An 18,942-nucleotide genomic window follows, 5' to 3' on the forward strand; every position below is an offset into this window, starting at 1 on the left:
GCGTGGAGCCCGAGGAGTTCACCCTGGTCCGTGACGCGCTGCGGTCGTTCGCGGCCCGGCACCGCGTCGACCGCGCCGACGAGATCGAGCCGAGGGCCCGCACCACGGCGCAGCGGGCGCTGGACGAACTGGGCCTCGGGGAACTGCGCCTGGCCTCCCCGCCGGCCGCGACGGCGCAGGAGTGCGCGCTGCTCGCCGAGGAACACGGCAGACAGCCGCTGACGACGTCCCTGCTCGGCACCGCTCTCCTCGCCCCGGAGCTGCTGCGCCTGCTCGGTAATCCGGCCTCGGCGTCCCGCCCCACCCTGGCTCTCGCCGCTGACCTGCGCTTTCCCGGCCCGTATCGGTCGCCGCTCGTCGCCTGGGACTGTGCCGCGGCCGACAGCGCGCTCTGTGTCGAGCCCGACGGGACGGTACGGCGAACCGGCCTCGGCCCGCCCGTGCGGACCGCCGATCTGCTCCGCGATGTGCGCGCGGTCCCGGACGACGGCAGCGGGGAGGTCGTCGGACGGCTCGGCCCCGACGACCGGCGGCGCTGGCAGTCGTACGCCCTGGTCGTCGTGGCCGCCGAACTGGTCGGCGCGGCGCACGCGTTCGTCCAACTGAGCACGCGGTACGCCCGCGACCGCCGCCAGTTCGGACGGCCGATCGGATCCTTCCAGGCCGTGCAGCATCTGCTCGCCGACGCCCGGGTCCTGGTGGAGGCCTGCACCAGTGCGACCCGGTACGCCGCCTGGTGCCTGGACCACGAGCCGCCGGACGGGGCGCTGACGGCCGCGCGGGTCGCCAAGGCGGAGGTGAACACCTCGGCGGTCGAGGCGGTGTACGCGGGCATGCAGGTGTTCGGCGGCATCGCCCAGACCTGGGAGCACGTCGCCCACCTCTATCTGCGCCGGGTCCTCGTCGGGACCCGGCTGCTGGCGACCACGGACGACCTGCTGCCGGTCCTGGCCGAGGAGATCCCTTCCGCCGCGGCCGAGGACGCCCCGTCCGCCGAACCGGAGGTGACGCGATGAGCGATCTGCCGCTGGACTTCGGCGACCCCGCCGATCTGGACCGCCTGCGCCGCGACTTGCGCGTCTGGCTCGCCGGCCACCCGCTCCCCGCACGCGGCGCAGACGAGCCGGTCCCCGTCTTCCTGCACCGCTGGCACCGCATGCTGCACTCCGGCGGCTGGGTCGGTCTCGACGTGCCGCGGGAGTACGGCGGACGCGGACTGACCGCCCTGCACCAGGTCGCGGTCAGCGACGAACTGGGGGCCCGGGGCGCGCCCGGAGTGCCCCGCATCGGCTATCTCGCGCACGCGCTGCTGGAGTTCGGCTCCGAGGAACAGCGCCGGCGGCTGTTGCCGCGGATGCTCGCGGGCGACGACGTCTGGTGCCAGGGCTTCAGCGAGCCGGGCGCCGGCTCGGACCTGGCCGGCATGAGCACCCGCGCCGACCGCGGCGAAGACGGCCACTACATCGTGGGCGGCCAAAAGCTGTGGACGAGTTACGCCCAGTACTCCGATCTCTGTCTGCTCCTGGCCCGCACCGGTCTCACCGCGCCCGCGCACACCTCCATCTCGGCGTTCGTCCTGCCCCTGGACCGGCCCGGTGTGTCGGTGCGCCCGCTGCGCGCGGCGGGCGGCGACGACGAGTTCTGCGAACTGTTCCTCGATGACGTCCGCCTGGCCAAGTCCGACCGCGTCGGCGCCGAAGGGGACGGCTGGGCGCTGGCCATGACCACCGTGGCCTACGAGCGCAACGCCCTGGACACCGGACACCTGTCGAAGTACGGGCTGCTGGTGGAGCGGCTGCGCCGCCGGGCCCGCGAGAGGCGTGGCAGCCTCCCCGACGGGCTGCTGTCGGACATCGGCCGGTGCGTGGTCGACTACCACGTCCTGGTCGCCCACTCCCGCCGCCGTGTCGCCGAGCGACTGGCCGGGCAGACCGCGGGCCCGGAGTCCTCCGTCGACAAGCTGCTGATGACCCGGGCCGAGCAGCGGCTGTACGAGACGGCGCTGAAGGTGTTCCCCGAGGAGCTGTACGGGGAGGGCGGGGAGGTCTTCGGCGGCTACCTGTACTCCAGGGCCGCGTCCGTGTACGGCGGCACGTCCCAGATCCAGCGGAACATCATCGCCAAGCGGCTGCTGCGCCTCACCGCCGACGACCGTGGCTGAACGGAGTCCGTCATGCGACACGACCTGGCATTCCAGAGCATCCCGAACGTGGTCAGGGCCGCCGCGCGGCGCTTCGGTGACGCCACCGCGCTCGTCGACGGGGACCGGCGCATCGGCTTTCGCGAGCTGGAGGATCTCATGCTCCGGGCGGTCGCCTCGGCGCAGGCCCTCGGCATCGGCCCCGGCGACCGGGCCGGCCTGTGCGCGCCCAACTCGGTGGAGTGGATCGTGGCGGCCCTCGGCATCCAGGGGGCCGGAGGCATCGTCGTACCGCTCAACACCCGGTTCAAGGCGCGGGAACTGTCCTACATTCTGCGCAGGTCCGGTGCCAGAGCCCTGTTCGCCGCCGCGTCCTTCCTGGGCACCGACCACACGGCCGAGCTGAAACGGGCGGACCCTGACCTGCCCGCGCTCACCACCACCGTGTCCCTGCCGGGGGCAAGCGGCGCGGCCTACATGACGTGGGGACAGTTCCTCGGCCTGGGCACCGCGTCCCGCGCGGCGCACCGGGCCATCGACCGGCTCACCCCGGACCGGGTCAGCGATGTGATGTTCACCTCGGGGACCACCGGCCACCCCAAGGGCGTCATGCTCACCCACGGGCAGTCCCTGCGCGCCTACGGCTGGATGTCGACGCAGTACGGCTTCCGCGCCTCGGACAGTTTCCTGGTCATCCCGCCGTTCTTCCACTGCTTCGGCTACAAGGCGGGCTGGCTCGCCTCGTTCCTGCACGGCGTGACGGTGATTCCGATGGCCGTCTTCGACGCGGGACGGGCGCTGGAGCTGATCGAGCGGGAACGGGTCAGCATCCTGCTCGGCCCGCCCACCATCTTCCACGACCTGCTCCATCACCCGGGCCGCGGGGAGCGCGACCTGTCGTCCCTGCGAGTGTCCATGACGGGCGGCTCGACCATCCCGGAGTCCCTGATCCACGCCATGAAGAAGGACCTGTCCTTCGACATCGTGCTGAGCGCCTACGGACTCACCGAGTCGGCCGCGCTGGTGACCACCACCCGGGTCGGCGACGCCGAGGAGACCGTGGCCCGCACCACCGGGCGCCCCATCCCGGATGTCGAGGTCCGCCTCACCGACGCCTCGGGAGGCCAGGTGCCGGCGGGCCGGGACGGGGAGATCCGGGTACGCGGCTACAACGTCACCCGGGGCTACTGGGACGACCCGGAAGCCACCGCGGCGGCGATCGACGGCGACGGCTGGCTGCACACCGGCGACATCGGGCACCTCGACGCGGCGGGCAACCTCGTGATCGTCGACCGCAAGAAGGACATGTACATCGTCGGCGGCTTCAACGCCTACCCGGCCGAGATCGAGAAGCTGCTCCTCGGCTGCGAGCACATCGCACAGGTCGCGGTCGTCGGCGTGCCCGACGCGCGCATGGGCGAGGTGGGCTGCGCCTTCGTCGTGGCCGCGCCGGGCGCCCGCCCCACCGAGGAGGACGTCGTGGCGTGGGCGCGGGAGCACATGGCCAACTTCAAGGTGCCCCGGCATGTGCGGTTCGTGGACGCGCTGCCGCGCAACGCCGGCCTCAAGGTCCTCAAGGACGATCTGCGCGCCCGGTACCGAGGCGGTGAGCGCTGATGGAGGGGCCGCTGTCCGGCGTCACCGTGGTGGCGCTCGAACAGGCCGTGTCGGCACCGATGTGCACCCGTGCCCTCGGTGACTTCGGCGCCCGTGTGATCAAGGTGGAGAACCCCCGGGGAGGAGACTTCGCACGGCACTACGACGACGTGGTGGGCGGCCTCGCGGCCCACTTCGTCTGGGTCAACCGGGGCAAGGAGTCGGTCGCACTCGACGTCAAGTCCGACGCCGGGCTCGCCGTGCTGCACCGGCTGCTGGACCGCGCCGACGTGCTGGTCTCCAACCTCACCCCCGGCACCACCGCGAAGCTGGGCCTGTCCCCCGCCGATCTGGAGGTCCGCCATCCGCAGGTGATCGCCGTGGAGATCGACGGGTACGGCCCCGGCGGCCCCCTGTCCCACAAGCGTGCCTACGACCTGCTCGTCCAGGCCGAGTCGGGGGCGTGCGCGGTGACCGGACACCCGGGTGCGCCCGCAAAGCCGGGTCCGCCGGTGGCCGACGTGTGCAGCGGCCTGTACGCGGCGCTCTCCGTCCTCGCGCTGCTGCACGGCAAGGGGCGGGGACGGCCCGCCGCCTCGGTCGCGGTGAGCATGTTCGACACGATGACGGAGCTGATGGGCTACCCGCTGACCTACACCCGGCACTCCGGGGTCGAGCAGCAGCCGCTCGGTATGGGCTCGCCCGCCGTCGCCCCGTACGGCGCCTACCGCACCGCCGACGGGCACACGGTGGTGCTCGGCACCACCAACGACCGCGAGTGGCGGCGTCTGGCGAGGAATGTGCTCGGCCGGCCGGACCTGGCGGACGACGAACGGTTCGCCACGAACGCCGGACGGGTGGCGCACCGTGCCGTCCTGGACGCCGAGATCGCCGCCTGGTGCGCGCGGCACGACCTGCGCGTGGTGCAGGAGAGCGCGGACGCCGCCGGGATCGGCAACTCCCGCTTCAACACACAGTCCGACGTCCTGGCGCACCCGCAGCTGACCGCCCGCGGCCGCTGGCGGGAGATCGACACCCCGGGCGGGCCGGTGCTGGCGCTGCTCCCGCCCCCCGTCATCGCCGGATACGAGCCGCCGATGGGGCCGGTGCCCGCGCTGGGCGCGCACACGGACGCCGTACTCGGCGAACTCGGCATGACCCGCGCGGAGATCGGCGCTCTCCGCGAGCAGGGGGCCGTGCGATGACCGTGCTGCTCACCGAGGACGCCGACGGGGTACGGACCCTGACCCTGAACCGCCCGCACCGCAGGAACGCCCTCGACGCCGCGCTGTGGGAGGCGCTGCGCGACGCCCTCGTCGAGGCCGGCCGTGACCGCTCGGTCCGGGTGCTGGTCCTCACCGGCGCGGGAGGCGCCTTCTGCTCCGGCGCGGACATCTCCCAGGGGGTGAGCGCGGCCCACCCGCTGTACCGGATGCGGACCCTGACCGAGGTCACCCTGCTGCTGCACGAGCTGCCCGTCCCCACGATCGCCCAGGTGACCGGCGTGGCGGTGGGCGCGGGCTGGAATCTGGCCCTCGGCTGCGATCTGGTCGTCGCCACCCCCGAAGCACGGTTCTCGCAGATCTTCGCGCGGCGCGGACTGTCCCTGGACTGCGGCGGCTCCTGGCTGCTGCCGAAACTCGTCGGACTCCAGCAGGCCAAGAGGCTCGCCCTGCTGGCCGACGTGATCGACGCCGAGGAGGCACGGATGCTGAACCTGGTGGCCTGGGTGGTGGCGGCCGACAAGGTGAACACCTTTGTGAGGGACCTCGCCGCACGGCTGGCGGCCGGCCCTCCGGTGGCCCTGGCACAGACCAAGGCTCTGCTCAACGAGAACGCGGACCGCACGCTGCGGGGCGCGCTGGCGAGTGAGGCGCGGGCGCAGTCGGTGAACTTCGCCGGCGCCGATGTCCCCGAGGCGTACGCGGCGTTCGCCGACAAGAGGGATCCACGCTTCACCGGCGGCTGGGCGGTGCCCCGGCGAACGGAGGGCGACGACACATGACACGGGAAGCGGTGATCGCGGCCGCGGTCCGTACCGCCGTCGGCAGACGCGGCGGCGGGCTGGCCGGCCTTCATCCGGCCGGCCTGTCCGCGGCCGTGCTCAGGGCGCTCGTCGAGCGCACCGGGATCGATCCGGAGAGCGTCGACGATGTGATCTGGGGATGTGTGTCCCAGACCGGCGACCAGTCCGGCAACATCGGCCGCTACGCGGTGCTGGCGGCGGGCTGGCCCGAGAGTGTCCCCGGAACCACGGTCAACCGGGCCTGCGGATCGAGCCAGCAGGCGCTGGAGTTCGCGGTGCAGGCGGTGCTGTCCGGACGGCACGATGTGATCGTGGCGGGCGGGGTCGAGGTGATGAGCCGGGTGCCGCTGGGTTCGGCCAAGGCGGGCGGTGTGCCGTACGGCCCCGAAGTCCTCGCCCGCTACCAGGACTTCTCCTTCAACCAGGGGATCTCCGCGGAGAAGATCGCGCAGAAGTGGGGGCTGACACGGGACCGGCTCGACGCGTATGCCGCCCGGTCGCACGAGCGGGCGGCCGCCGCGCAGGACGGCGGGGCCTTCGACGAGCAGATCGTGCCGGTGGCCGGGGTGACGGCGGACGAGGGGATCCGCCGGGGCACCAGCGTGCGGACGCTGGCGGGCCTCAAACCCTCCTTCCTGGACGGCGGAGTGATCCACGCCGGCAACGCCTCGCAGATCTCCGACGGCGCTGCGGCACTCCTGGTCACCACCCCGGACAAGGCACGGGAGTTGGGGCTGGCACCGCTGGTGCGCCACCGGGCGGGGGCGGTGGTCGGCTCCGACCCGGTGCTGATGCTCACCGGGCCCGTCCCGGCGACCGAGAAGGTCCTGCGGCAGGCGGGAGTGGGGCTTTCGGAGGTGGGGGTGTTCGAGGTGAACGAGGCGTTCGCTCCGGTCCCGCTGGCCTGGCTCGCCGAGACCGGCGCGGACCCGGAACGGCTGAACCCGCTCGGCGGGGCGATCGCGCTCGGGCATCCGCTGGGCGCCTCGGGGGCCGTCCTGATGACGCGCCTGATCCACCATATGCGTGCGCGGGGGATCCGCTACGGCCTGCAGACCATGTGCGAGGGCGGCGGCACCGCGAACGCGACCATCGTCGAACTCATCGACTGAAAGCGGTGGTTGCCGTGCGACGGAATCTGTTCACCGCCGACCACGAGGCGTTCCGTGAGCTGGTGCGGGACGTCGTGGCCAAGGAGGTGGTGCCGCACTACGCCGCGTGGGAGGAGGCGGGGCGGCTGCCCCGGGCGTTCTTCGAACGGCTCGGGTCCCTGGGCCTGTTGGGCGTGGCGATCCCGGAACGGTACGGCGGGGGCGGGCAGCGCGACTACCGGTACAACGTCGTCCTCCAGGAGGAGGCGGCCCGCGGCCTGGTCACCCTGGGCACCGTCCGCACCCAACTGGACGTCGTGCTGCCGTACTTCCTCGCCTACGCGGACGACGGGCAGCGCGAGCGCTGGTTTCCCGGCCTGGCCTCCGGCCGGCTGCTGACGGCGATCGCGATGACCGAGCCCGGCACCGGCTCCGACCTCGCCGGGATCCGTACGAGTGCCGTGCGCGACGGGGACTGCTATGTCCTGGGCGGGGCCAAGACCTTCATCACGGGCGGGCTGCTCGCCGACCTGGTGATCGTGGTGGCGCGCACCTGCACCGACCCGGACGACCGCAGGGCGGGGCTCACCCTGCTGGTCGTGGAGGACGGCATGCCCGGGTTCACGCGCGGCCGGGCGCTGGACAAGATGGGCATCAAGGCGCAGGACACCGTGGAACTGTCCTTCGACGGCGTCCGGGTGCCCGTCGCCAACCGGCTCGGCGAGGAGGGCAGGGCGTTCGAGTACCTCGGGCACAACCTGCCCCAGGAGCGGATGACCGTCGCGGTCGGCTCGGTCGCGCAGGCCCGGGCCGCGCTCGACACGACGATCGCCTACGTCAAGGAGCGCAGGGTGTTCGGGAGGCCGGTCGCCTCCTTCCAGAACACGAAGTTCGAACTGGCCGCCGTGGCCGCCGAGGTCGAGGCCGCGCAGAGCATGCTCGACCGGGCCGTCCTGGAACTGGTGGAGGGCCGGCTGTCCGGGGCGGACGCCGCGAAGGTCAAGCTGTTCTGCACCGAGACGCAGGCCCGCGCCGTGGACCGGTGTCTTCAACTCTTCGGCGGATACGGCTACATGCTGGAGTATCCGATCGCGCGGCTGTACGCGGACGCGCGCATCACCCGCATCTACGCCGGGACCAGTGAGGTCATGAAGGTCATCATCGCCAAGTCCCTGGGGCTGTGAGACATGTCCGTGGACGACTTCTCCCACCGGCCGGGCATCGCCCTTGTCGCGGGCGGCACCGGCGGCATCGGAGCGGCCGTCGTCCGGCTGCTCGCCGAGCGTGGCAGCACCGTCGCCTTCACCTATCACTCCCGCAAGGAGGCCGCGTCCGCCCTCGCCGACGAGGTGGGGGCGTACGGGCGCCGCGTCGGCTCACTGCGTCTGGACCTCACCGACGAGGAGGCCGCGGCGCGGGCCGTCACCGAACTCGCCACGGCGGGCGGCGGCCTGCACACCCTCGTGTACGCGGCCGGACCGCATGTACCGATGACCCATCTCAGCAAGGTGACACCCGGTCAGTACCGGGCGCAGCTCGAAGCCGACGCGGTGGCGTTCTTCAACCTCGTCCATCCGGCGCTGCCGTTGCTGCGGCAGAGCCGGGGCAATGTGGTGGCCGTGACGACGGTCGCCACCCGCCGCTTCCCGGTCCGCGACGGGCTGTCCTCGGGCACCAAGGGGGCCGTCGAGGCGGTCGCACGGGCCCTGGCCGCCGAGGAGGGCCGCTACGGAGTCCGCGTCAACTGTGTGGCTCCCGGCATGCTCACGGACGGCATCGCGGGCCGGCTCGTCAGCACCGGTGAACTCTCCCCGCAAGCCCTCGCCGTCACCCGGCGCAACATCCCGCTCCGCCGCTTCGGACGGGCCGAGGACATCGCGGAGGCGGTCGCGTTCCTCGCCTCGGACCGGGCCGGGTTCATCACCGGACAGGCGCTGGGGGTGGACGGCGGCTACAGCGTGTGAACGGCGGTCGGGTCAAGGGAGGAGCGGCCGGCCGCCGACGTAGGCGGCCCGCACCACGTCGGCGGACAGCGCATCCAGGGCCTCGTGCAGCGGCACGTGCAGCAGGCACAGGTCCGCCTGAGCGCCGACGGTCAGCTTCCGGACCCGGCCGGGGCGGCGGGGCGAGCCCAGGAAGAGCCGCAGGGCCGCCCGCGGTGTGACGCCCTCCCCGTCGTGGCGTGCCACGGCGGCCCGCATGGCCGCCCAGGGGTCATGGGTGCCGTACGGCGCGTCGGTTCCGGCGGCCACGGGGACGCCCGCCTCGGCCAGGCTCCGGCAGCGGTAGAGGTGCGGGCGGTCGTCGGCGTGGACGTCGGTGGCGTAGGTGTCACCTCGCTCGACCGGGAAGTGCGGCTGGGTGACCACCGTCACGCCGAGTCGCCGCAGCCACGGCACGGTCTGCGCCGGGATCACGGACCCGTGCTCGATCCGGTCCCCCTCGACCGGGCCCGCCTCCTGAAGCGCGAGCAGCGTCACGATCAGCTGTACCCGGGTGACGCAGTGCACGGCGACCGGCCGGGGCCGCAGTCCGGCCACGGTGGCGGCCAGGTCCGCGGGGGTGGGCAGAACCGGATCGTCCAGCATCAGTTTCACCGGCGCATCGACGCCCATGACGACGAGCCGCTGGGGCAGCACGGACAGCAGCTGCCTGAGGCCCGCGGCGGGGTGCGGGTCGGCGTTGGTGAAGCCGGTGACGCCGAGCCGCGCGGCCCGCCGGCCGAGCCCGGCCAGGTCGAGCGGTACGGGCGGCACGAAGGACCGCAGCCGCTCGTCCTTTCGCCACAAGCACCCGTCGCCACCGCCGTTGTCCAGCCCGGCCGCCCGCAGGGCGGCGCTGTTGAGGATCCACAGGGCGCCGCTGCGGTGCTGCACCCGGACCGGCCGGTCGGGCACGATCGCGTCCAGCGCCCACCGGTCCAGGGCCCCGGCGACGCTCTCGTGGTAGCCGGTGGCCCGCACCCACTCCCCGGGCGCTCCGGCCCGCAGCGCCGCCGCCATGCCGTCGCGTCCGCCCACGTCGGCCGGGCCGACCCGCACCGAGGACGCCTCGGCCGCCAGCGCCGCGAGATGGATGTGATGGTCGTGCAGGCCCGGCAGCAGCGCCCCGCCGCGCCCGTCGACGTCGGCAGGGCCCGCCAGACGCGGCCCGACCGCGGCGATCCGGCCGCCCGTGACGCGTACGTCCACCCGGCCTCGGCCCTCGATCTCCACGTCCCTGATCAGCACGGCCGCACCGGGCCCGGCGAGAGCGAGGCCGCGCAGGCCGCCATGGACACACACAGCAGTTCCCCGCCTCCCCGGGCGACGGCGCGGGCGACGGCATGGGCGGCGTACAGGCCGCTGACGGGGTCGGCGAGCGCGTCTCCGAGGAACACCGGGTCGCCGTGGGCGTCGCGGCCGGTAAGTCCGCCGGCGACCGCGGCGTCGTCACCGAAGGCGATACGGTCGTCGGCGCGGCCGTACCCGGTGATGCCGACCCAGATCCGGCCGGGGCGTGCGGCCAGGAACTCCTCGGCGCGCACCCCGAGGCGGCGCAGTGCTCTCGGCCGTGACGCCTCGATCACGATGTCGGCGTCGGCGACCGTGGCGGCCAGGACGCCCGAGGCGAAGTCGAGCACCAGGCGCTCGTGCCCCTCGTGCAGCCGGCGGTAGAAGGCCGCAGACCCGAAGCGGGCCCCGTCGGGCCGCGTCGTGCTCTCCACCTTCGTCACGTGCGCCCCTGCAAGCCCCAGCAACCGTGCGCACAGGGGCCCGGCCCACAGCGCGGACAGGTCGACGACCCGCAGGCCGGCGAGCGTGCGCGGCCGGCGTTCCCCATGGCGCTCGACGCGTACGGGTGCGCGGTCGCCGCGGGCCGAGCCGAGCGCCGCGGCGGCGATGCCCAGCAGCTGGGCGCTGCGGGCCAGTTCGACCGCCGTGCCGCGCCGCGCGGCCGTCGCCAGGTCCGCGTGGGGTGCGCCGAGGAGCGCGAGCAGGGCGGGAAGGGACGCGTGGTCGTCGGGACGTGCCAGATTGACCGCGCCCCAGCCGTCGGCGGTCGCGACAAGGCGGCACGAGCCGCCCGCCGACGACCTGCCGGGCAGGGCGTATCCGGCGAGCCGGGCGCGCAGGAACAGCGTGGTGGGCAGGTCGACGGTGACTCCGGTCAGGCCCGAGAAGTCGTCCACGACGGCGGAGAGCGGGCCCAGGAGGGGCTCGACGGTGCTCATCCAAGCATCGAGAGCGGCGTTCTTCAATGCGCGAACCCCCTTCTCCAAGAGCTGGGGCAAGATTACACTCCGCTGGCCATGGAGCCGCCCTTCCTGCTGGTCGATCTGGACCGCGCGCCGCCCGCCGCGCCCGGAGGCCAGCGGGTGCGGGTCGCCGTGGCGGCCGAACCGCGGCCTGTGGACGGGGAGTTCGACGTGCTCATCACGGCCGCCGCCGACCCGCCGCGCCCTTGGGTACCGTCCGCGGATCCGTACACCACCGCACATCAGCTCCAAAAGACCGTCACCCGGCGGCCCGACGCCTGTCTCGCGCTCGTCCAGGTGCTCCGCCTGGGTCCCGCTCTCGCTCCGCCCGACCGGCTGATCGTCGAATCCCTCGCCTACTCCGCCTTGCAGGCCGGAGCGGTGTTCCGGGCCTGGCTGGCCTCGGCGCCCGCCCGCACCCCCCGGCCCGCCGCCCGGCCCGTCCGGCTCCGTCGCGACGGCGACCGGCTCGCCGTCACGCTGGAGCGGCCCTGGGTGCGCAACGCCTTCGACGCGGCCACGCGGGACGCGCTGTGCGAGGCGCTGGAGGTCGCCGTGGCGGACCCGACGATCGCCCGCGTGGACCTGTACGGCAGCGGTCCCGCCTTCTGCGGCGGGGGTGACCTCGCCGAGTTCGGCACGGCGCGCGATCCGGCCGCGGCCCATCGGGTGCGGGTGCACCGCAGTCCGGCCGCGCTGCTCCAGAGGTGCGCGTCCAAGGTGACCGCCCACCTGCACGGCGCCTGTGTCGGGGCGGGTATCGAACTGGCGGCGTTCGCGGGGCGGGTGACGGCCGCGCCGGACACGGTGATCCGGCTGCCGGAGATCGGGATGGGACTGATCCCCGGTGCGGGTGGGACGGCGAGCCTCCCGGTCCGCGTCGGACGGGAGCGCACCGCGTATCTGGCCCTGACCGGTGCCTCCTTGACGGCCGTGGAAGCACAGCGCTGGGGGCTGGTCGACGCGATCGACGAAGGGCCGGGCCTCGCCCGCGCCACCCGGACCGGCGCAGGTGACTAGCGATCCCGGGCTTTGAGAACTAGATTCTCTTCAGAGAGAATGCAATGACCGTTCCGTGCTGCCGTCGCACCATGAAGGAGGCGGGCCAGTGGCGCGCTACGACGAGCCGTCCGACGACATCGACGCGATCGACTTCTTCCGCGACGACGCGCTGGTGGCGGATCCGTACCCCTACTTCGAGGCACTGCGCGCGCGGTGCCCCGTGCATCGCGAACCCCACCACGGCGTGGTCATGGTGACGGGATACGACGAAGCGGTCGAGGTGTTCCAGGACTCCGGGACGTTCTCCGCGTGCGTGTCGGTGACGGGACCCTTTCCCGGCTTTCCGGTGCCGCTCGAAGGGGACGACGTGAGCGACCTCATCGAGCGGCACCGCGAGGAACTCCCGATGAGCGACCAGTTGCCGACGCTCGACCCGCCCGTGCACACCGCGCATCGCGGGCTGTTGATGCGGCTGATCACTCCCAAGCGCCTCAAGCAGAACGAGTCGGCCCTCTGGGAGATCGCCGACCGGTTGCTCGACACCTTCCTGGCCCGCGAACAGGGCGAGTTCATCGGCGAGTTCGCCGGGCCCTTCACACTTCTCGTCATCGCCGATCTGCTCGGTGTGCCCGAGGAGGACCGGGAGGAGTTCCTCGACCGGCTCCAGCGCCGGCCTCGGAGAGGCGGTGCGATCGGCAGCACCGGCGACGACACGCTCGCGCACGCGCCGCTGGAGTTCCTGTACGGCCGGTTCGCGCACTACATCGAGGACCGGCGCCGAGAACCCCGCGACGACGTACTGACCGGCCTCGCCACCGCCACGTTCCCCGACGGGTCCCTGCCCGAGGTCGCCGACGCGGTGCGGGTGGCCGCCAATCTCTTCTCCGCCGGGCAGGAGACCACCGTCCGTCTGCTCAGCTCCGCTCTCATGGTGATCGCCGAACGCCCCGACATCCAGGAACTGCTGCGCGGGGAACGCGCCCTGATCCCCAACTTCGTCGAGGAGACGCTGCGTACGGAAAGTCCGGTCAAAGGCGACTTCCGCCTCTCCCGCGTCCCCACCACGGTCGGCGGTGTCGCCGTCCCGGCCGGCACCACGCTCATGGTGGTCAGCGCAGCGGCCAACCGTGACCCGCGCCGCTTCGAGAACCCCGCCGTCCTCGACCCCGCACGCCCGAACGCCCGGCACCACATCTCCTTCGGCCGCGGCATCCACACCTGCCCCGGCGCACCGCTCGCACGGGCCGAGGCGCGCGTGGCCGTCGAGCGCCTGCTGGACCGCACGAGGGACATCAGGATCTCCGAGCGCCTGCACGGTCCCGCGGACGCGCGCCGCTACCGGTATCTGCCGACCTACATGCTGCGGGGCCTGACCCGCCTCCACCTGGAGTTCACCCGGGCCCAGGAGAGCACCCGATGAGGGCCGCCGTCGACGAGGACCGCTGCCGCGGACACGGCGTCTGCTCCACTGTCTGCCCCGAGGTCTTCGACCTCGGCGACGACGGGTACGCCGTCGTCCTGCTCCCTGACGTCCCACCCGAGTACGAGCCGGCGGCGCGCACCGCGGCGGCGAGCTGCCCGGAGCGCGCCGTCGCGGTGGACTGAGACGGCCCGCACCCGCCGACCCGATCCCGTGTCCCGACGACAAGGTGGTGGACATGCAGTACCCCGGCCCCCGGCCCGACTCTCACCGCACGGAACGACCGAGGCGGCTGCGCGTCGTCCAGTGGGCCACGGGCACCATCGGCACACGATCGCTTCGCGCCGTCCTCGACCATCCGCACCTGGAACTGGCGGGTGTGTACGTCCACGCCCCGGACAAGGCCGGGCGTGATGCCGGCGAGCTGTGCGGTATGGGCGCGACCGGTGTCACCACCACCCACGACCGCGCGGAGATCCTGGGTCTCGGCGCCGACTGCGTGCTGTACATGCCGCGTTCCCATGACCACGACGAGGTGTGCGCCCTGCTCGCGTCCGGCGCGAACGTGGTGAGCACATGCGGTGTGTTCCACCGCCCGGCCGGCCTGGATCCCGCCGACCGGGAACGCGTCGAAAGGGCCTGCGAGCGGGGCGGTACCTCGATCCACAGCACCGGCAGCAGCCCGGGGTTCATCACCGAGGCGGTGCCGCTCGTCCTGGCTTCCCTCCAGCGCCGGCTGAACACGTTGACCATCCACGAGTACGCCGACCTGTCCCGACGGGACTCACCCGGGCTGCTGTTCGATGTGATGGGCTTCGGCCGAGCCCCGACCACCGAGTTCGACCGGCGCCGTCTCACGCAGGTCCGGTCGAGTTTCGGCCCGTCCCTGCGTCTGGTCGCCGACGCCCTCGGCCTGCCCCTCGACGCCGTCGAGGCACACGGGCGGCTCGCCACCGCCGCCCGCACGACCCGTATCGCCGCGGGGAGCCTGCGGGCCGGGACGGTGGCCGCGCAGCGGATGACGCTGTCCGGTGTGCGCGACGGCCGTACGCTGCTGCGGTTCGACGCGACCTGGTACTGCACCACGGACCTCGCCCCCGCCTGGGACGTCCGCCCCACCGGCTGGCACCTGACCGTCGACGGGGACGCGCCTGTCGACATCGACATGCGCTTCCCCGTGCCCGTCGACCGGATGGGCGCCGTCTTTCCCGGCTACACCGCCCACCGGGCCGTCAACGCCGTCAACGCCGTCTGCGCGGCGGCCCCCGGCATCCGTACGACCCCGGAGCTGCCCCCGTTCACCGCGGTGCTCGCCTGACCGACGGTGGTTTCTCGGTGACGCCGGCGGTGTGGGCGGGGTTCGCCGCGGGGCGGCCCGGCTCGACCCGCGGCTGTTCCTTCATCGCCGTCGGCCTCTCCTCCGGGTCCGCGGGCAGCGGGGTGTCGGCGCGGTCCGAGCCGAGCAGCACGGACACGGCCTCCCGTACGATCGGCGGGTAGCGTTCCGCCTCGTGGTCGACCAGCCACAGCTGGTGGACGCCCTCCATCAGGGCGAGCACGGCGGCAGCGGCGGTCGGCGCGCTCAGTCCGCTCGGCAGCCGCTGCCCGTACCGCCCGGCCAGGTATGTGGTGAGGAGGTCCTGGAGGCTGCGGCAGCGCTCACGGACGTATCCGGCGGCCGGCTCCTGCCCGGTGACCGCCTCGGCCAGGACCACGCTGTGCACCCGCGCGAAGGACGGATGCTCCTGCTCGAAGGCGATGGCCTCGGCGAGGTCGGCGGCCCAGTCGCCGTCCGCCGGGCGGTCGGCCAAGTGCTCCCGGTTGAGCCGCTCCCGGAAGGCGAGGAGTTCCAGCAGCAGCCGCTTCTTGCTCGGGAAGTAGTGCAGGACACCCTGCCGGGTCAGGCCGGCCCGCTCGGCGACCGCGTCGATCGAAGCGCCCTTGACACCGCGTGCGGCGAAGACCTCCAGCGCCGCTTCCAGGATCTGCTCACGCCGCGCCGACCTCACGTGTGGCCCCTTCCTCCGCCGGACAGGTGCCCGCACACAGTAACTGCCGCGCCACCGATGAGTACCCCTCCTGCGCGGGGCTTCCTGACCGACAAGAGTTGAGAATATGATTCTCAAATAAGGAAGGGGAGTTTCCATGATCGCATCGAAGACCTTGAGCCCGTCGCTCGGGGTGGAGTTCACCGGAGTGACCGACCCCCTCGACAGCGTCTTCCTCCACCGTTGCGTCGAGGCGCTGACATGGCGGGGCGTGCTCCTCGTCCGTGGGCTGCACCTGGACGACGAGCGGCAGTTGGCGTTCAGCCGCTCGCTCGGCGAAGTCGTCGCACTGCGCGGCCAGGAGATCTTCCCGATCTCCGTCAACCCCGCCAAGAGCCGCACCGCCAAGTACCTCAAGGGTGCCTTCCACTGGCACCTCGACGGCACCAGCGACGACGTACCGATCAAGGCGGCCACGCTCACCGCCCGGCATGTGGCCACGGCCGGCGGCGGCACGGAGTTCGCCAGCACCTACGCGGCGTACGACAACCTGCCGGACAAGGACCGCGAACGCTACGAGAACCTGCGTGTGGTGCACAGCTTCGAGGCTTCCCAGCGTCTGGTGGACCCGCGTCCGACCCAGAAGGAGCTGGCCGGCTGGCGCGCCCTGCCCACCCATGAGACGGCTCTGGTGTGGCACCGCCGGGACGGCCGCCGCTCGCTGGTGACGGGCGCGACCGCGGACCACGTCGTCGGCATGGACCCCGCCGAGAGCCGCGCCCTGCTGGACGAGTTGCTGGAGTGGACGACACAGGAGCGCTTCCGCTACGCCCATGACTGGGCGGTCGGCGACCTGCTGGTGTGGGACAACACCGGCATCCTGCACCGGGCGCTGCCGTACGCCGAGGACTCCGAGCGGCTGCTGCACCGTACGACCATCGTCGGCGACGAGGCGTTCGCATGAGGACCGCCGTGGTGACGGGCGGGGCGTCCGGGATCGGCCGGGCGATCGCGCGCCGGCTCGCCGCGGACGGCATGCGGGTCGCCGTGCTCGACCTGGCCCCCGCCGAGGACGGTCTGACCCTCACGGCCGACGTCACCGACCGCGGCCAGGTCGACAAGGCCATGGACACGGTGCGCGAGCGCCTCGGTCCTATCCAGGTACTGGTCAACGCGGCGGGCAGGGACGGCTTCACCCGCTTCGCCGATCTGGACTTCCGGGACTGGCAACGGGTCCTCGACATCAACCTCAACGGGGTCTTCCACTGTGTGCAGTCGGTGCTTGCGGACATGACCGAAGCCCGCTGGGGCCGCATCGTGAACATCTCCTCGTCCAGCACGCACTCCGGCCAGCCGTTCATGGCGCACTACGTCGCCGCCAAGTCCGCGGTGAACGGCCTGACCAAGTCCCTCGCACTGGAACTCGGCCCGAAGGGCATCACCGTCAACGCGATCCCGCCCGGATTCGTGGACACACCGATGCTGCGCACCGCCGAGCGCAACCAGCGGCTCGGCGGCACCATCGAGGACCACATCGCGCGCACCCCGGTGCGCCGGGTGGGCCGGCCGGAGGACATCGCGGCGGCCTGCGCGTTCCTGGTCGGCGAGGAAGCCGGCTATGTCACCGGCCAGATCATCGGTGTGAACGGAGGACGCAACACATGACGCGGCTGTCCCCGGTTCCCTACGACGAGTGGGACCCCGACGTCCTGCGCCCCCTCACGGGCGGGCCTACGGTCCCCCCGTCCAACGCCCTCGGTCTGCTGCTGAACCACCCGCGCCTGGCCAAGTCGTTCCTGGCCTTCAGCACACAACTGGCGTACCGCAGCACCCTGCCCGCGAAGACGCGCGAGCTGACGGTCCTCAGGACCGCCTGGCGGCACCGCTGCCGGTACGAGTGGGCCCATCATGTGCTGACGGCACGTCAGGCGGGCGTGAGCGAGGAAGAGCTGGAGCAGGTGCGCCGTGGCACGGGCACCCTGGTCAACCGGGCCGTGGACGAACTCACCGCCACGTCCGCTCTCTCCGAGGAGACCTATGCCGAACTGGCGAAGGAACTCGACGAGCGGCAGTTGATGGACTTCGTGTTCACGGTCGGCACATACGCCCTGCTGGCCATGGTCTACAACGCCTTCGGGGTGGAGCCCGATCCGGGCATGGACGACGGGGGGATGAGCCGCTGAAAGAACAGCGTTCTCGTATACAGGAACTTGGAGTCTTGCTTCTCGTGGAGCGTGATGCGGTAGGGGGGCGGTCCTCGCTTTTCACATGCGTGGAGTACCGTTCTACTCATGAGCGAGGTCCCCGCAGAGCCCGTCGAGTCCCCCGAGCCCGCCTGGCGGCAGCGCGCCGTCGAGCGTTCCACGCGTGCCGCGAAGCTGCGCGCCGAGCAGCGCGTGCAGCGCTTCCTGGACGCGGCACAGGAACTGATCGCCGACAAGGGCACCACCGACTTCACCGTGCAGGAGGTCGTGGAGCGCTCCCGCCAGTCGCTGCGCAGCTTCTACCAGCACTTCGACGGCAAACACGAACTGCTGCTCGCCCTCTTCGAGGACGCCCTGTCCAGGTCGGCCGCCGAGATCCGGGAGAAGGCCGCGGCGGGGCGGGATCCGCTGGACCGGCTGCGCATCGCGGTCGATCTGCTCTACCGCTCCTCGCAGCCCGGACCGGGCGGACAGTCCGCGCTGTTCACGGACTTCGCGATTCAGCTGCTGGTCAGCCACCCGGACCAGGTGGCGACCGCCCATCTGCCGCTGCTCGGCTTCTTCACCGAGCTGGTGGAGGGGGCCGTCGAGGCGGGCCAGGCCGTCGCCGCCAAGCCGCGCCGCACCGCGTCCCTGGTCATGCAGACGGCGATGTTCACGCCCCAGGCCCCCACGACCCCGGTCGGGGGCCTGCCCTCCCCCATCACCGCCGAGGAGGTGTGGGAGTTCTGCCTGGGCGGCATCACCGGCCCGGCGGGATCCCCGGCATCCGTGGAGAGCCCGGCCCGCACGACCGCGAAGGCCCCGGCGGGCACGGCGAAGAAGACCGCGGCGAAGAAGGCCCCCGCCAAGAAGGCGGCGTCCTCGCGGGGCACGGCGGCCAGGACCGCTCCGCCCCGCGCCTCGCGCGGCAAGGCCTGACAGGGAGGATGCGCGGGGTCGAGTGCTCCGCCGGACATGCCGCGATGCGCCGGCGGGCGTCCGCGGCAGCGTCGTGGCCGGCCGCGCAGTTCTGCGCGCCCCTGCGGCTGCCGAACGGCAGTGGGCCCACGGCCGGTTCGGCCCGGACGCCCAGGCCGTCTCGACCGCGTCGGCGAGTGCGTACCCCTTCGCGAAACCGCAGTACGCGGCGAACTGGAGCACGATCTCGTCCATCTCCTTGCCGGTGAGGTCGCCGGAGTGCGGCGCGGCGGTGACATGGGTCCGCAGCGGGACGGGCGAGTCGTCGAGCGCGACAC

The 18,942-nt window shown here is 72.7% G+C and carries 19 protein-coding genes; 16 read left to right on the plus strand and 3 right to left on the minus strand.

The window, feature by feature from the left end:
- The first annotated feature begins 2 nt into the window (after positions 1–2).
- The 8 genes from ABT245_RS00990 to ABT245_RS01025 are packed head-to-tail and all read left to right on the plus strand — an operon-like array spanning position 3 to position 8,817.
- Entirely contained in the window at positions 3–1,016 is a 1,014-nt protein-coding gene (locus ABT245_RS00990; protein WP_351727375.1) for an acyl-CoA dehydrogenase family protein, read from the plus strand.
- Positions 1,013–2,161, plus strand: coding sequence for an acyl-CoA dehydrogenase family protein (locus tag ABT245_RS00995; RefSeq protein WP_351727376.1), 1,149 nt, complete (start codon positions 1,013–1,015; stop codon positions 2,159–2,161). The genes ABT245_RS00990 and ABT245_RS00995 overlap by 4 nt, the downstream gene beginning before the upstream one ends.
- A gap of 12 nt (positions 2,162–2,173) precedes the next feature.
- A complete protein-coding gene (locus ABT245_RS01000) occupies positions 2,174–3,757 on the plus strand; it encodes a FadD3 family acyl-CoA ligase (RefSeq protein ID WP_351727377.1) in 1,584 nt (527 codons plus the stop codon).
- Complete coding sequence (locus ABT245_RS01005; protein ID WP_351727379.1) at positions 3,757–4,941, plus strand: CaiB/BaiF CoA transferase family protein; 1,185 nt, start codon at positions 3,757–3,759, stop codon at positions 4,939–4,941. Before ABT245_RS01000 ends, ABT245_RS01005 begins: the two co-directional genes overlap by 1 nt.
- The gene (locus tag ABT245_RS01010) at positions 4,938–5,741 is read left to right on the plus strand and encodes an enoyl-CoA hydratase/isomerase family protein (RefSeq protein ID WP_351727380.1); all 804 of its coding nucleotides are present in this window, start codon (positions 4,938–4,940) and stop codon (positions 5,739–5,741) included. Before ABT245_RS01005 ends, ABT245_RS01010 begins: the two co-directional genes overlap by 4 nt.
- Positions 5,738–6,874 carry a thiolase family protein gene (locus ABT245_RS01015; protein WP_351727382.1) on the plus strand — a complete coding sequence of 379 codons (1,137 nt, stop codon included), beginning with the start codon at positions 5,738–5,740 and terminating at the stop codon, positions 6,872–6,874. The genes ABT245_RS01010 and ABT245_RS01015 overlap by 4 nt, the downstream gene beginning before the upstream one ends.
- Positions 6,875–6,888: 14 nt before the next feature.
- Positions 6,889–8,037, plus strand: coding sequence for an acyl-CoA dehydrogenase family protein (locus ABT245_RS01020; protein ID WP_351727384.1), 1,149 nt, complete (start codon positions 6,889–6,891; stop codon positions 8,035–8,037).
- Positions 8,038–8,040: 3 nt separating this feature from the next.
- Positions 8,041–8,817, plus strand: a complete 777-nt coding sequence (locus ABT245_RS01025; protein ID WP_351727385.1) for an SDR family NAD(P)-dependent oxidoreductase — start codon at positions 8,041–8,043, stop codon at positions 8,815–8,817.
- Between the two features lie 12 nt (positions 8,818–8,829).
- On the opposite strand, the gene ABT245_RS01030 is transcribed toward ABT245_RS01025, so the two are convergent.
- Both ABT245_RS01030 and ABT245_RS01035 read right to left on the minus strand, forming a co-directional pair.
- The gene (locus tag ABT245_RS01030; RefSeq protein ID WP_351727386.1) at positions 8,830–10,137 is read right to left on the minus strand and encodes an amidohydrolase family protein; all 1,308 of its coding nucleotides are present in this window, start codon (positions 10,135–10,137) and stop codon (positions 8,830–8,832) included.
- Positions 10,077–11,066 (minus strand): CoA transferase, encoded by a 990-nt coding sequence (locus ABT245_RS01035; RefSeq protein ID WP_351727388.1) that lies wholly within the window; start codon positions 11,064–11,066, stop codon positions 10,077–10,079. The genes ABT245_RS01030 and ABT245_RS01035 overlap by 61 nt, the downstream gene beginning before the upstream one ends.
- Before the next feature lie 78 nt (positions 11,067–11,144).
- On the opposite strand from ABT245_RS01035, the gene ABT245_RS01040 reads away from it, so the two are divergent.
- The 4 genes from ABT245_RS01040 to ABT245_RS01055 all read left to right on the plus strand — a co-directional run bounded on the left by ABT245_RS01040 (position 11,145) and on the right by ABT245_RS01055 (position 14,830).
- Positions 11,145–12,110 (plus strand): enoyl-CoA hydratase/isomerase family protein, encoded by a 966-nt coding sequence (locus ABT245_RS01040; RefSeq protein WP_351727390.1) that lies wholly within the window; start codon positions 11,145–11,147, stop codon positions 12,108–12,110.
- Positions 12,111–12,198: 88 nt separating this feature from the next.
- Positions 12,199–13,512 (plus strand): cytochrome P450, encoded by a 1,314-nt coding sequence (locus ABT245_RS01045; protein WP_351727391.1) that lies wholly within the window; start codon positions 12,199–12,201, stop codon positions 13,510–13,512.
- Entirely contained in the window at positions 13,509–13,697 is a 189-nt protein-coding gene (locus ABT245_RS01050; protein WP_351727392.1) for a ferredoxin, read from the plus strand. Before ABT245_RS01045 ends, ABT245_RS01050 begins: the two co-directional genes overlap by 4 nt.
- 53 nt (positions 13,698–13,750) lie before the next feature.
- On the plus strand, positions 13,751–14,830 hold the full coding sequence (locus ABT245_RS01055; RefSeq protein ID WP_351727393.1) for an NAD(P)H-dependent amine dehydrogenase family protein: 1,080 nt from the start codon (positions 13,751–13,753) through the stop codon (positions 14,828–14,830).
- Here ABT245_RS01055 and ABT245_RS01060 read toward each other — a convergent pair.
- Positions 14,811–15,521: a TetR/AcrR family transcriptional regulator gene (locus ABT245_RS01060; RefSeq protein WP_351727394.1), complete on the minus strand. Its 711-nt coding sequence runs from the start codon at positions 15,519–15,521 to the stop codon at positions 14,811–14,813. The two genes, ABT245_RS01055 and ABT245_RS01060, sit on opposite strands and share 20 nt — an antisense overlap.
- Before the next feature lie 136 nt (positions 15,522–15,657).
- Between ABT245_RS01060 and ABT245_RS01065 the strand changes: the two genes are divergently transcribed.
- The 4 genes from ABT245_RS01065 to ABT245_RS01080 all read left to right on the plus strand — a co-directional run bounded on the left by ABT245_RS01065 (position 15,658) and on the right by ABT245_RS01080 (position 18,625).
- Entirely contained in the window at positions 15,658–16,464 is an 807-nt protein-coding gene (locus ABT245_RS01065) for a TauD/TfdA dioxygenase family protein (protein WP_351727396.1), read from the plus strand.
- Positions 16,461–17,165 (plus strand): SDR family NAD(P)-dependent oxidoreductase, encoded by a 705-nt coding sequence (locus ABT245_RS01070; protein WP_351727397.1) that lies wholly within the window; start codon positions 16,461–16,463, stop codon positions 17,163–17,165. Before ABT245_RS01065 ends, ABT245_RS01070 begins: the two co-directional genes overlap by 4 nt.
- The gene (locus ABT245_RS01075; RefSeq protein ID WP_351727399.1) at positions 17,162–17,683 is read left to right on the plus strand and encodes a carboxymuconolactone decarboxylase family protein; all 522 of its coding nucleotides are present in this window, start codon (positions 17,162–17,164) and stop codon (positions 17,681–17,683) included. The genes ABT245_RS01070 and ABT245_RS01075 overlap by 4 nt, the downstream gene beginning before the upstream one ends.
- A gap of 108 nt (positions 17,684–17,791) precedes the next feature.
- Complete coding sequence (locus tag ABT245_RS01080) at positions 17,792–18,625, plus strand: TetR/AcrR family transcriptional regulator (protein ID WP_351727401.1); 834 nt, start codon at positions 17,792–17,794, stop codon at positions 18,623–18,625.
- Positions 18,626–18,942: the final 317 nt, after the last annotated feature.

It is taken from the genome of Streptomyces sp. NPDC001508 (genome assembly GCF_040298665.1).
Taxonomy (GTDB): Bacteria; Actinomycetota; Actinomycetes; order Streptomycetales; family Streptomycetaceae; genus Streptomyces.